This is a genomic window from Mesorhizobium sp. M7A.F.Ca.US.002.01.1.1 (assembly GCF_004022955.1).
GTDB lineage: Bacteria > Pseudomonadota > Alphaproteobacteria > Rhizobiales > Rhizobiaceae > Mesorhizobium > Mesorhizobium ciceri.
Window position 1 is genome coordinate 1 of sequence record NZ_RZQE01000136.1, and the last position, 12,752, is coordinate 12,752.

15 protein-coding genes are annotated in these 12,752 nt (G+C 63.7%); 4 read left to right on the plus strand and 11 right to left on the minus strand.

Annotation, left to right across the window (positions count from 1 at the left end):
• Positions 1 to 445 (plus strand): ABC transporter permease subunit (locus tag EN932_RS15670; protein ID WP_128368907.1); only part of this gene is annotated, 445 nt, incomplete at its 5' end.
• A gap of 3 nt (positions 446 to 448) precedes the next feature.
• Entirely contained in the window at positions 449 to 1,246 is a 798-nt protein-coding gene (locus tag EN932_RS15675; protein ID WP_013533032.1) for an ABC transporter permease subunit, read from the plus strand.
• Between the two features lie 14 nt (positions 1,247 to 1,260).
• Here the strand turns inward: EN932_RS15675 and EN932_RS15680 are convergent, their stop codons facing one another.
• The 8 genes from EN932_RS15680 to EN932_RS15715 all read right to left on the minus strand — a co-directional run bounded on the left by EN932_RS15680 (position 1,261) and on the right by EN932_RS15715 (position 8,561).
• Positions 1,261 to 1,716 (minus strand): MaoC/PaaZ C-terminal domain-containing protein, encoded by a 456-nt coding sequence (locus EN932_RS15680; RefSeq protein WP_063167538.1) that lies wholly within the window; start codon positions 1,714 to 1,716, stop codon positions 1,261 to 1,263.
• On the minus strand, positions 1,713 to 2,789 hold the full coding sequence (locus EN932_RS15685) for a Gfo/Idh/MocA family oxidoreductase (RefSeq protein WP_127365739.1): 1,077 nt from the start codon (positions 2,787 to 2,789) through the stop codon (positions 1,713 to 1,715). Before EN932_RS15685 ends, EN932_RS15680 begins: the two co-directional genes overlap by 4 nt.
• A complete protein-coding gene (locus EN932_RS15690) occupies positions 2,782 to 3,111 on the minus strand; it encodes an L-rhamnose mutarotase (RefSeq protein WP_127365738.1) in 330 nt (109 codons plus the stop codon). The genes EN932_RS15685 and EN932_RS15690 overlap by 8 nt, the downstream gene beginning before the upstream one ends.
• Positions 3,112 to 3,120: 9 nt before the next feature.
• Positions 3,121 to 4,233 carry a mandelate racemase/muconate lactonizing enzyme family protein gene (locus EN932_RS15695; protein WP_063167541.1) on the minus strand — a complete coding sequence of 371 codons (1,113 nt, stop codon included), beginning with the start codon at positions 4,231 to 4,233 and terminating at the stop codon, positions 3,121 to 3,123.
• 5 nt (positions 4,234 to 4,238) lie between these two features.
• Positions 4,239 to 5,336, minus strand: coding sequence for a sn-glycerol-3-phosphate ABC transporter ATP-binding protein UgpC (ugpC, locus tag EN932_RS15700; protein WP_127368839.1), 1,098 nt, complete (start codon positions 5,334 to 5,336; stop codon positions 4,239 to 4,241).
• Positions 5,337 to 5,340: 4 nt separating this feature from the next.
• Positions 5,341 to 6,207 (minus strand): carbohydrate ABC transporter permease, encoded by an 867-nt coding sequence (locus tag EN932_RS15705; RefSeq protein WP_063171551.1) that lies wholly within the window; start codon positions 6,205 to 6,207, stop codon positions 5,341 to 5,343.
• A gap of 2 nt (positions 6,208 to 6,209) precedes the next feature.
• Positions 6,210 to 7,106, minus strand: coding sequence for a sugar ABC transporter permease (locus tag EN932_RS15710; protein WP_013533025.1), 897 nt, complete (start codon positions 7,104 to 7,106; stop codon positions 6,210 to 6,212).
• 135 nt (positions 7,107 to 7,241) lie between these two features.
• The gene (locus tag EN932_RS15715; RefSeq protein ID WP_127369284.1) at positions 7,242 to 8,561 is read right to left on the minus strand and encodes a sugar ABC transporter substrate-binding protein; all 1,320 of its coding nucleotides are present in this window, start codon (positions 8,559 to 8,561) and stop codon (positions 7,242 to 7,244) included.
• 169 nt (positions 8,562 to 8,730) lie between these two features.
• Here EN932_RS15715 and EN932_RS15720 point away from each other — a divergent pair, with 169 nt between their 5' ends.
• Together EN932_RS15720 and EN932_RS15725 are read left to right on the plus strand one after the other, a co-directional pair.
• A complete protein-coding gene (locus EN932_RS15720) occupies positions 8,731 to 9,516 on the plus strand; it encodes an IclR family transcriptional regulator (protein ID WP_013533023.1) in 786 nt (261 codons plus the stop codon).
• Positions 9,517 to 9,581: 65 nt separating this feature from the next.
• Positions 9,582 to 10,421, plus strand: a complete 840-nt coding sequence (locus EN932_RS15725; RefSeq protein ID WP_127369283.1) for an amidohydrolase — start codon at positions 9,582 to 9,584, stop codon at positions 10,419 to 10,421.
• 9 nt (positions 10,422 to 10,430) lie between these two features.
• On the opposite strand, the gene EN932_RS15730 is transcribed toward EN932_RS15725, so the two are convergent.
• The 3 genes from EN932_RS15730 to EN932_RS15740 form a co-directional block, all read right to left on the minus strand.
• Complete coding sequence (locus EN932_RS15730) at positions 10,431 to 11,402, minus strand: ABC transporter permease (protein WP_127369282.1); 972 nt, start codon at positions 11,400 to 11,402, stop codon at positions 10,431 to 10,433.
• A gap of 1 nt (position 11,403) precedes the next feature.
• On the minus strand, positions 11,404 to 12,354 hold the full coding sequence (locus EN932_RS15735) for an ABC transporter permease (protein ID WP_127385072.1): 951 nt from the start codon (positions 12,352 to 12,354) through the stop codon (positions 11,404 to 11,406).
• The coding region (locus EN932_RS15740; RefSeq protein ID WP_164890498.1) for an ATP-binding cassette domain-containing protein at positions 12,351 to 12,752 on the minus strand (402 nt) is incomplete at its 5' end. The genes EN932_RS15740 and EN932_RS15735, both read right to left, overlap by 4 nt.

Here is a 12,752-nt window from a genome sequence, read left to right on the forward strand (position 1 = left end):
GATGGAGACCTTTTCGCTGCCGCTGCCGCCCGTCGATTTCCTCTATTCCGCGTGGGGTGTGATCCTGGCCGAGGTCACTGTCTACACACCCTTCATCCTGCGGCCGCTGCTCGCCGCCTTTTCGCTGGTCGACCGTGGCCAGATCGAAGCGGCGAGCGTGCTCGGCGCGCGGCCGTTTCGCATCGTTCGCCAGGTGATCCTGCCGGCGGCAATCCCGGCACTCATCGCCGGCGGCAGCCTCTGCCTGTTGTTGACCGTCAACGAATTCGGCATCGTGCTGTTCATCGGCGCCAAGGGCGTCATCACCCTGCCGCTGCTGATCTACGGCAAGGCGATCCAGGAATCGGCCTATCAGGTCGCCTGTATCATCGCCGTCGTCAACATCGCGCTGTCACTCGGCCTGTTTGGCCTCTACCGTTTCGCCGCCGGCCGGTTGGGAGCCTAGCCTATGCTGGTCTGGTCACGCTCCGGTCGTCTTGTCCTGTGGGTGCTCTTCGCACTGATCTTCGGCGTGCTGTTCCTGGCGCCGCTCGCGGTCATCCTCCTGTCCAGCCTCGCCGACCAGTGGAACGGCGTGCTGCCCAACGGCCTGACGACGGAGCACTACACTGATGTCATTTCCGGTGCCGCCGGCAGAGCGGTCAAGGCGAGCCTGGTCACCGGCTTCCTGGCCAGCGCGCTGGCGCTGGTCAGCGGCACCTGGGCGGCCCTGTCGCTGCGCCTCCAGGGCCATGCCTTGCGGCGGCTGCTCGGCCTTTTGTTCTTCATCCCAAGCGCGGTCCCTTCGGTGTCTGTCGGCCTTGGCCTGCTGGTTGCCTTCAGCCATCCGCCGCTGCTGCTCAACGGCACGATCGCGATCGTCATGATCGCGCATTTCGTGCTGATCTCGGCTTTCACCTTCGGCAATGTCTCGGCTGGACTGGCGCGGCTGTCGCCCGACTTCGAGCAGGTGGCATCGAGCCTCGGCGCTCGCCCGGCCTACCGGCTTTGGCACGTCACACTGCCCTTGCTCGCACCCTATCTGGTCGCCGCCTTCGGTCTCAGTTTCGCGCTGTCGATGGGGGAACTCGGCGCCACCGTCATGGTCTACCCGCCGGGTTGGGTGACGCTGCCGGTCTCGATCTTCAGCCTTACCGATCGCGGCGACATCTTTGCCGGTGCGGCACTGACAATGATCCTGGTCGTGGCGACGCTGGTTCTCTTGCTCGGGCTGGAGCGCATTACCAAGCGCGCTACCGGCTCGTAGGACTTTCCCGAGTCTCAGCCCTGCGCCGGCCTGCGTTCGACGATGTAGATGTGGTCTGCCGCCAGCACCACGTCGCCGCGCTGGTTGATCACCTCGCACCGCTCGATCACCCGTCCTGAACCCGGCCGCTTGGGATCGTCTTCCTTGACCGCGATGGTGGTGCGCGTGCGGATTGTGTCGCCGATGAACACCGGCTTGATGAAGCGCAGCCGGTCGTAGCCGTAGGAAAAGGCGACAGGGTTAACGACGCTCGCGGTCAGCCCGATGCCGACCGAGAACACCAGCGTGCCATGCGCGATGCGCTGGCCGAATGGCGTCGTCTTCATGTACTCGGCGTCCATGTGGTGCGGAAAGAAATCGCCGGTGTGGCCGGCATGGACGATGAAGTCGGTCTCGGTGATGGTGCGGCCGCTTGTTAGGCGCGACGCGCCAATCTCGTAATCCTCGAAATACTTGATCTGTTCCATCAGGGTCTTTCCGCAATCGGCGTCGCCGGTGCCGCGCTCGACTGATACGCCGCCTCGACCAGCGCCATAGTGCTCCAGGCATCTTCGACGGGGCTTATCAGCGTATCATCTTCTCCGGTCGCAAAGCGCTGGACATTGGCCATGCGGCCGACGAAGGCATCGGGAAACCACTCGCCGGCCAAAGGCACGGCGATCCAGCCCGTTCCGCCCTTCGGATAGATCTCCAATACATCCGGTTCGCCCTGGGGATAATCGAGGTTGAGACCCAGCTTGAGATAGGCGGCACCCTCTGTGCCGCAGATGCGGAACTCGCAGGCCTGATGCCGGCGACCGAATTTGTGGTCGTGGTTGATCGACAGCGCGCAACGCACGGTGTCGCCATAGTCGAGAATGGCGCTGGTGCGCGTCTGCGCCACCTTATGGTTGGGATGGCCGAGTGTCTTGGCGTGCACGCCTCTGGGGTCGCCGAGCAACTGCCGGATCAGGTCGAGATAGTGGATCGAATGCATGGCGATCTCGACGCGCGGCGCCTTGAGCAGGAATTCCCAAAGCTCCCATGGTGTCGCCAGCGCCAGCCAGGCGTCGAAGTCGACGATCTCGCCGAGCCAGCCCTTGCCGATGGCATCCTTCAGCGCCAGCATCATTGGCGCGAAGCGCAATTGGAAGTTCACCGCCGCGTGCAGCCTCCTGGCGCGGCAGATTTCGAGGATCGCGGTCGCCTCGGCAAGATTGCTGCCCATCGGCTTCTGGATCAGCGCCACCGCGCCGTCAGGCAAGGACTTCAGCACATCGGCATGATGCGACGGCGGGGTGGCAAGGTCGAAGATCGCGCCCTCGACAGCAGTCGCTTCTTCGACCGAGCCAAAGGCCGTCACGCCCCATTGGCTGGCCAGCTTTTCAGCCCTGACATGATCAGGATCATAAAGCCCGGCAACCGGAAAGCCGGCCTTCCGGTAGGCTGGGAAATGCGCGTCGCCGACGATCGATCCCGCGCCGAAGGTGACGATCGGCCGGGGTCTTGAGGGTTTTGGCCAGGATTGAACGAGCAAGGCAGGGTCGAAGCCGCCTTCAGTCATGATGGAAGACCTCATCCATCTCGGCCCACCACTCGCCCTCCTTGCGGGTCGCCAGCGGCTCCTGGCAGGGCATGCAGACGGCCCACCATTCCTGCGTCTTCGGGTCGGCCGCCATCTTGGCCATGTCGGCGGCATAGTCGGTGCCGTGGTATTCAAAATAGGAAAACAGCAGGTTCTCCGGCCGCTTCAGGTAGATCGAATAATTCTTGATGTTGCAGGCCGAGATCATGGTCAGCACGCCGGGCCAGACGGCGGCATGGAGGCGGACATACTCCTCGACCTTTTCCGGCTTCAGTCCGAGAATCATCCCCATCCGCTGCATATCAGTCTCCTATTTCGTGATCGCCGTGGTGAATTCGGCGATGCTCATGGCCTTGACCGCGTCCCAGTCCCAATCGATGCCGATTCCCGGTTCGTCGGGCGCCAGCGCCTGGCCATCTTCGATGCGCATGCGCTTGCCGGTCAACTGGTCGAGCTGCGGAATGTACTCGACATATCGGCCGTTCTGAACAGCGCAGGTCAGGCTGACATGCAGTTCCATCAGGAAATGCGGGCAGACCGGAATGTCGAAGGCCTCTGCCGCGTGCGCAATCTTGAGCCAGGGCGTGATGCCGCCGATACGGCCGACATCGACCTGCACGATCGAGCAGGCGCCTTTCTGCATGTACTCGCGAAAATGGCGGAGGGAGTAGAGCGACTCGCCGATGGCGATCGGCGTCGGCGTCGAGTTCGACAATCGCACATGCCCGTCGATGTCGTCTGCCGGCAGCGGTTCCTCGATCCAGGCGAGGTCGAGCTCACGCAGCCTCGCAGCGCGCCGGATCGCTTCGTCGACCGAAAACCCCTGATTGGCGTCGGTCATGATCTCGTAGCCGTCGCCGACCGCCTTGCGCACCGCCGACAGGCGGGCAAGATCCTCCGACCCGTGCGGCCTGCCGATCTTGACTTTCGAGCCGCGAAATCCCTTCGCCTTGGCGGCCAGCGCATCGTCGACCAGCGCCTGCGTCTCGATGTGCAGCCAACCGCCTTCGGTGGTGTAAAGCGGACAACGATCCTTGGCGCCGCCGGCGAGTTTCCACAGCGGCAGGTTTTGCTTCTTGGCCCGCAGATCCCACAGTGCGGTATCGATCGCCGCGATGGCGATCGCGGTGATCGCCCCGATGGTCGTGGCATGGGTGGCGAATTCGAGATCGTGCCAGATCGCCTCGATCATGTCGGGATCGCGGCCGATCAGGCGCGGCACCAGATGGTCCGAGAGCAGCCGCATCACCGACGAACCGCCGGTGCCGATCGTGTAGCTGTAACCGGTGCCGACCGCACCGTCGGAATCGGTGATCGTGACGATCGGCGTTTCCTGGCTGACGAAGCTCTGGATCGCGTCGGTGCGCTTGACCTTGGGCACAAGGTCCACCATGCAAAGGTCGACTTTCTCGATTCTGGCCATGCCGATCAGCTCCGCAATGTCTTTCCGGTCTCAGTGGCAAACAGATGCGCCTGCGACATGTCGAGGCTCATGGCGACCCGCTCGCCCGGCCGCAGTGGCCTCGGGTTCAGCATGCGCGACACCCAGTCCGTGCCGTTGAATTCAACGAACACCAGCGTCTCGTTGCCGAGCGGTTCGGTGACCGTGATCGGCAGCTCGACCTGGTGGACATCGGCCGCGCCACCGGAACTGATGCCATGGCCGGTCGGGTAGATGTCGTCCGGCCGCAGCCCGAACACGACCTTGTCGCCGGTCGCGACATTGGCCTTGAACTGGCCGGGCAGCGGCAGCTTCTCGCCGCTGGCGAAAACCATCTGGCCACCGTCGACCGTCGCCTCGTGCAGGTTCATGGGCGGCGAGCCGATGAAGCCGGCGACGAAGCGCGTCGCCGGCCGCCGGAACACCTCGTCGGGCGTGCCGACCTGTTCGATATGGCCGTCGCGCATGATGACGATGCGGTCGGCAAGCGTCATCGCCTCGACCTGGTCGTGGGTGACGTAGATCACTGTCGACTGCACCTTGGCATGCAGCTTCTTGATCTCGGTGCGCATCTGCGTGCGCAATTTGGCGTCGAGATTGGAAAGCGGTTCGTCGAACAGAAACACATCGGGGTCGCGCACGATGGCGCGGCCCATCGCGACGCGCTGGCGCTGACCGCCGGACAGTTGCGACGGGCGGCGGTCGAGCAACGTGTCGAGGCCGAGGATGGCCGAGGCCTCGGCGACGCGGCGGTCCATGTCTTCTTTGGCGGCGCCGGCGATCTTCAGGGAGAAGCCGAGATTCTCGCGCACCGTCATGTGCGGATAGAGCGCGTAGGATTGGAACACCATCGAGATGTTGCGCGAGCGTGGCGGCAAATCGTTGACGATGCGTCCGCCGATCTCGATCGAGCCGGCGCTGATTTCCTCCAGCCCGGCGATCATGCGCAGCGTCGTCGACTTGCCGCAGCCGGACGGGCCGACCAGCGCAATGAACTCGCGGTCGGCAATGTCGAGATCGATGCCGTGCACGATCCCAACAGTGCCGTAGCGCTTGGTCAGCTTGGTGAGGGTAACGGTTGCCATGGGATCAGCCTTTCACCGCGCCGGAGGTCAGGCCGCCGACAAGGTGTTTCTGGACTATGTAGGTGAGGGTGAGCGCCGGGATGATCATCACCACGGCCAGCGCGCACATGCCGCGCCAATCGATGGTGAACTCGGCCGTGTAGTCGAGCAGGCCGACCGGCAGCGTCTTGGCGCTCACCGAGCGGGTCAGCTGCGAGGCCAGCGCGAACTCGTTCCAGCAGGTCAGGAAGGCGAAGATCGCGGCCGACGCAATGCCCGGTCCGGCGAGCGGAAACTCGACCTGCCAGAACGCCTGCCAGCGGGTGCAGCCATCGATCTGCGCTGCTTCCGCGAGGTCCTTGGGCACCTGGCGGAAGAAGCCGTCGATCAGCCAGATGGTGAACGGCACGTTGAGCGCGACATAGGCGAGGATCAGCCCGAAATGGGTGTCGATGATGCCGAGCCGCACATAGAGGAAGAACAGCGGCAGCGAGAGCGCGATGCCCGGCACGGTGCGCGTCAGCATCAGGCCGAGGAAGACGCTCGATTTACCGCGAAAACGATAGCGGGCGAACGCATAGCCGCCTGCCATGCCGATGGCCACCGCAATCACCGTCGAGGTCACCGAGATGATCAGCGAGTTGCGGAAATATTCAATCACCGGGATGCCGCCCTTGCCGATGCCTGAGAACATCGCGACATAGGCGTCGAACGAAATCTCCTGTGGGATCCACACCGGTGGCTTTGCCATGATCTCGACCGTCGGCCGCAGCGACGACAGCACGATCCACAGGCCCGGCAGGCAGATGGTCAGCATCGCCAGGAACAGGCCGATGCGATAGACGATGCCGAGCAGCCGGCGCTTCAGGCGGGCGGAAGAATTCTCGTCCATCTTCACCACTCCGCACCGATCTGCGTGCGCGCCGCGGCGAGCTTGTTGAAGAAGTAGACGGTGAAGGCGATCGACAGCAGGATCGAAAAATAGGCCATGGCGTTGGCCATGCCCATGCGCCCGTCGCTGTAGGCGGTGCGGGCCACCAAGGTCCATAGCAGTTCGGTGCGGCCCGCCGGTCCGCCATCGGTCATGATCTTGACGATGTCATAGGCGCGCGCCACGTCGAGCGAACGGATGGTCATGGCGATGTAGGCGAAGGGCATGACGAATGGCCACGTCACATAGCGGAATGTCTGCCACGGCGTGCAGCCGTCGACCCGCGCCGCCTCGATCGGCTCCTTGGGCATGGCGAGCAGGCCGGCGAGGATCAGGATGGCGAAGATCGCCGTCGACGACCAGATCTCGGCGATCGAGATGGCGATGAAGGCGAGATGGCCCTCGATCAGCCACGGTATGGCGTCTCGCGTGATGCCGAGCGACTGCAGCGCATTGTTCACCAGGCCGATATTGTCGTTGAACATGAACTTGAATTGGAAGCCGACCAGGATCGGCGAGAACATCATCGGAAACATCATCAGCGTGCGCAGGATGCGCTGGCCGCGCGTCGCCTTCTCGACGAGCATGGCGAGGCCGAGCCCGAGCAGCATTTCGAGATTGAGCGCGATGGTCAGCAGCAGAACCGTGCGACCGAAGGCCCACCAGAAGTCGGTGTTGGACAGGATCGAAAGATAGTTCCGGATGCCGATGAAGACGTAGAACGTTTCGGGCCGCGTCAGGCGGAACGGGGTGAAGCTCGAATAGAGCGACAGAAGCAGCGGCACCACCACCACCGCCGCCAGCACGATCATGGCCGGAAGCAGCAGCAGGAATGGCGCGGATGGCTTGAAGCCCTTCATCAGAATCCTTGAGTGTTTGTATTTGGACGGCGGTGCGTTGGCTGGGCGCGAAGGGTTAGCGTAAACCGCTGGCATCCCGCGCAACGCGATCGCCTCCCCCATTGCTGATGGGGGAGGCAGCCCTGGGAGCCGTTGCTAGAGCTTGCCGGCGTCCTGGAGGATTTGTGTCGCCTTGGCGGCGGCTTCATCCAGTGCCTGTTTCGAGGTCTTGTCGCCGAGGATCGCCGCCTGCAGCTCGGGATAGACGGCGTTCGAGATCTCGATCCATTCAGGCGTCTGCGGCACGGCGAAGGCGTGCTTGGCCTCTTCCTGGAAAGCGGTAAGAACCTCCTTCTTGTAAGGATCGTTTTCGGCCTGCTTCAGGTCCCAGTCCCAGACCGCGGTGCGGGTCGGCAGCGGACCGGCGGCGGCCTCGAGCTTCTGGCTGTCCTCGTTGGTCAGCCACCAAACCAGGGAAGCCGCGGCCTCCTTGTTCGGGCAGTTCTCGGTCACCGAGAAGCCATGGAAGCCGGACCAGCCGGTGCGCTTGCCGGACGAACCCTTCGGCGCGACTTTGACGCCGACATTGCCGGCGACCTTCGACGACTTCGGATCGTTGAAGAAGCCGGCCCAGCCCGGCCAATCCAGGTTGATGGCGACAGTGCCGGACGCAAAGCCTTGGCCGAGATCGTCCCAGAGATAGTTGGTGGTGCCGGCCGGCACGGCCTTGGCCTTGTAGAGGTTGACGAACCAGTCGAGCGCCCGGATGCCGGCCTCGGAGTTGAAGACCGGCTTGCCGTCCTTGTCGAGATATTCGCCGCCCTCGGCGACGACCATCTCGTAGAAGCGGCCGTTGATCGCCTCTTCCTTGCCGGCGAACTGGGTGCCGTAGAAATTGGGCGGGTTGGCGAAGAACTCGGCCTGGTCGGTGACTTCCTTCCAGGTGTCCGGCGGCACCAGGTCATAGCCGTATTTCGCCTTGAACTTGGTCTTGTTGTCGGCGTTCTCGTACAGGCTCTTCTGGTAGTAGAGCGCCGAAACGTCGAACTGCGCACGCGGCAGCATCTCCAGCTTGCCGTCGATGGTTGCCGCCTTGATCGTCGACGGCACGAAGGCGTCGATCTCTTCCTTCGGCAGCAACTTGCTGAGGTCGGTGTAGAGGCCGGTATATTGCGGCGCGAAGGAGGAATGGTTCCAGCCGACGCACCAGTTGGTGCTGCCCGAGGCGATGTCGGACTTGAGCTCCTTGTCGATATCGAAGCCGTTCTTCTTGGTCAGGATGTTGACCTTGGCGCCAGTCGCCTTCTCCCATTCCGGGATCCGTTCGTAGAGCTTTTCATATTGCTGGCCGCCGATCAGCTTCACGTCGACGGTCACGCCTTCGAACTTGCCGGGCAGGTCGCCGGCAAGGGCTGCGCCTGCACCAAATGCAAGCAACAATGCACCGGCGGAGACGCCGGAAAGCAGTCTGTTCATTGGTATCCTCCCTGGGTGCGCCTTGGCCGGCGACCGCAACTCGTCTGATGACAAGAAGTGCTACATTCATATACAAACAAAACATTCATGGAGACGTCAAGGCGAAATTTGTTTCCGCTGCGCACGTTCCTGCGTATATGAAGGGTGAAATTCACTGGAGGATGAGCCCATGGACGACAGCGAAGACGAGCGCTATCGCGCGCCGGCGCTCGACAAGGGGCTCGATATCCTTGAACTGCTGGCGGGCGTCGACGGTGGCCTGACCCAGGCCGAAATCGCCAAGAAACTCGACCGCAGTCCCAACGAATTCTATCGCATGCTCGACCGGCTGGTGCGGCGCGGCTACGTCACGCGCCTCGACGGCGACCGCTATTCGCTGACGCTCAAGCTGTTCGGCCTGGCACAGTTGCACGCGCCGGTACGGCGGCTGGTCTCCTATGCCACGCCGCTGATGCGTGAACTTGCCGAGACATCGCAGCAGGCCAACCAACTCGTTGTTTTTGATCGCGGTTCTGCCGTCGTCATCGGTCAGCAGGAAGCACCGAACTACTGGGGCATATCGATCCGGGTCGGCTCCCATATCAGTCTGTTCGACACCGGCTCGGGACATGTGCTGCTCGCCTTCCGCTCACCGGAAGAGCGCCAGATGATGATTTCCGAACACGTCCGCAGCACCGACAAGACGGCGCAATCGAGCGAGTTCTTCACCCGTCTCGACCAGATCCGCGACCGTGGCTACGAGATGATGGCTTCGATGCAGACAGCCGGCGTCTTCAACCTGTCGGCCCCGGTGCGCAGTTCCGACGGCAAGGCGATCGCCGCGCTGTCGATTCCCTACATCACGGTGGTCAACGCGCCTTCCGCACCCGATATCACCAGGACAATCGAACTGTTGCTGGCAACGTGTGAAAAGCTGTCGCACCTTGCTGGATCAGCAGTCGGCTCATCGGTGTGAATTCTTATTTGAATGAAGAATTCTCTCGTGAGATGATTTGAAAAGCCAGAGGGAGGAGCCTCGCCATGATCATCGACACCCATCTTCACCTCATCGATCGCTCGGCCCTGCGCTATCCCTGGCTCGCCGGCGTGCCGGCGCTCAACCGCGATTTCTCTTATGAAGACTACGCGACGGAGGCGCAGCGTGTCGGCGTCGAGCGCGTGCTGCATATGGAGGTCGATGTCGATCCGGCCGACATCGAAGCCGAGACGGCTCGTGTGGAAGGACTGTCACGGCAGCCCGGCAGCATGCTGGCCGGGGTGATCGCGTCCTGCCGTCCTGAGGAAGGAGACTTCGCGGCCTATCTCGAACGGCAGCGGGCAAACCCGTTCGTAAAGGGCTTTCGCCGCGTCCTTCATGTCGCGCCCGACGAGCTCTCGGAAGGTGCGGTGTTCCGCGACAGCATCAAGCGGCTTGGCGGCACCGGCCTGACCTTCGATCTCGTCGTGCTGCCGCACCAGATTCCCAAGGCTATCGTGCTTGCCGACCTGGCACCCGATGTGACGTTCGTCCTCGACCATTGCGGCGTGCCCGACATCAAGGGCAACAGGGAACATCCATGGCGCGAGCATATGAGCGAGATCGCCCGGCGCCCGAATGTCATGGCCAAGATTTCCGGTGTCGTCGCCTATGCCGATGCCGGCAGCTGGACGGTCGAGACGTTGCGGCCGTACGTCGAGCACACCATCAATTCATTCGGCTGGGACCGCGTCGTCTGGGGCAGCGACTGGCCGGTCTGCACGCTAGGCGGCGGCCTGTCGACCTGGGTAGCGGCGACCCATGCATTGCTCTCAGGCTGCAGCATTAACGAGCGCGACAGGCTGTTGTCCGGCAATGCCCGCAAGCTGTGGCGGCTCGACTGACAGGTCCTTTCAGACGGTTGCCGAGACGTGCCGTTCGCGGCCATAGAGCGAAACCAGCAGCACGATGACGAAGCCGAGCGCGGCCTGCACCGCCGCGGGCTGGAAGCCGAGGCCGATGAGCAGCGTGTTGATCTCGGTCAGCACCAGCACGCCGGCGATCGTGCCGAGATAGCTGCCCCGGCCGCCGACCAGTGCTGCGCCGCCGACGACGACCGCTGCGATGGTCTGGAACAGATAGGGCTGGCCGACATCGCCATAGGCCGAGCCGGTGAAGCCGAGCAGCAGCACGCCCGCGACAGCGGCGAAGAAGGCGCTTGCTGCATAGGTGATGACCCACATGCGAACCGGGTCGATCAGCGCCAGCGGCGCCGCTCCCGGATTGCTGCCCAACGCATAGAGCCGGCGGCCATAGGGCGTCCGCTCCAGCACCAGCACGACCAGCGCCGCCAGCACGACCAGGCTCGGCACCAGCCACGGCACCGGCAGCGGGCCGGCCGATCCGCCGATCGAGACGAAGCTGGAAACCGCTTGTGGCGCGGAGCCTGACGGGAAGCCGGCTGTCCACAGCAGCACCAGCCCTTGCACGACCATGCCGATTCCGAGCGTGACGATGAGCGGCTGGATGTCGAGGCTGCGCGAGATCAGCCCGTTCAGCCCGCCGATGACGAGCGCCAGCGCGCCGACCAGGCCGCAGACGAGAAAAAAGTTCCAGCCATCGCCATAAAGCTGCGCCGCCACGACATTGGCAAAGCCGATGACGAAGGGGATCGAAAGGTCAATGCCGCCCATGATGACGACCAGCGTCTGGCCAATCGAGGCCACGGCGAGCAGCGAGGCGAGCACCAGCATGGCACGTATCGCAAACGGCGCCGAGTAGCCGGGAATGAGAATTGTGCCGGCAAGGTGCAGAAGGGCGGCGACGCAGAAGGCGCCGACGACGCGGGCGTTGGTTGTCGCGAAGAGGTTTTGGCGCAAAACCATGTCAGCGTCTCCCCATGGCAAGACGTTCCTGCAGCGCTGTCAGCATCACCGCCAGCACCAGGATCGCGCCGTAGGCGATCTGCAGCACGAAGGTCGAGACGTTGAACGTCGTCAGCACGCTCTGCAGCAGGAAGATGTCGATGGCACCGATGGCGGCACCCGCCACGCCACCACGGCCGCCGGCCAGGCTGACGCCGCCAAGTGCTACGGCGGCGATGGCGATCAGTGTGTAGGTCGGCCCGATATTGGGATCAGCCGAGCCGATCAGCGCGGTCAGCATCAGCCCGGCGCATCCGCCGAGGATGCCGGTCATGACATAGGCGATGAAGCGCACGCGCGTGACATCGACACCGGCGGTGTAGGCGGCGCGGTCGTCGCTGCCGACCGCCATAAGCTGGTCGTAGTATGGCGTGCGCCGCACCAGCCACCAGGCGACGAGCATCGCCGCCAGCGGCAGCATCGACAGCGGGCCGGACAGTGCCTTGAGCCAGGCCGGCGCTGGGCCGATCGGCGCCGGCAGGATTGTCAGCGTCACGCCGGTCAGGATCAGATAGGTGCCGAGCGTGGCGACGATCGGCTGAATGCGCACGATTGTCGCCAGGAAGCCGTTCGCCGCGCCCACCAGCGCGCCGACGAGCAACGCCGCCGGAACGAGCACCAAGGGCGACGAGATGCCGGTGCCGAGGAACAGCACCTGGATCGTCAAAGCGTTGACAAAGCCCATCAATGGCCCGACCGAGATGTCGATTCCGCCACGCCCGGCGAGGATGACAGGCGTGGAGGCGATGGCAGCACCGATCAAGGGCGCCGCCAATCCGACCAGCGCCCCCCAGGAACCCGGCTGGAATCGTCCCGGGCTGAGGATGAGATTGACCGCAAGCAGCACGACCAGCAGCACGACGGCGAAGCCGAAATTTCGCCCAAGGGACAGGAGGCGCGCAACAGGGCTCATGCCGCACGTCCGAACATGGCTGATATCACGCCGTCGGTGGTGAGGGCGTTGCCGGCGATCTCGGCCGCGACTTCATTCTCACGGAACACCAGCACGCGCTGGCACAGGAGAAGAATCTCCTCGATTTCGCTGGACAGGATGACGAGCCCCATGCCGTCGGCCGCCAGCCCGCGAAACACGTCGTAGAGAACATGCCGCGTCGCCACGTCGACGCCACGCGTCGGATCGTTGAGGAGCAGGATCGCGGGCTCCAGCGCCAAGGCCCGCGCCAGCAGCACCTTCTGCTGGTTGCCGCCCGACAAAGTGGTGATCGGCGCATCGGGCCGGGGTGCGGCGATTGACAGTTTTTCGCGGTAGATGTCGTAGCGCGCCTTGCGCGCCGCCGGGCTGATCAGGCC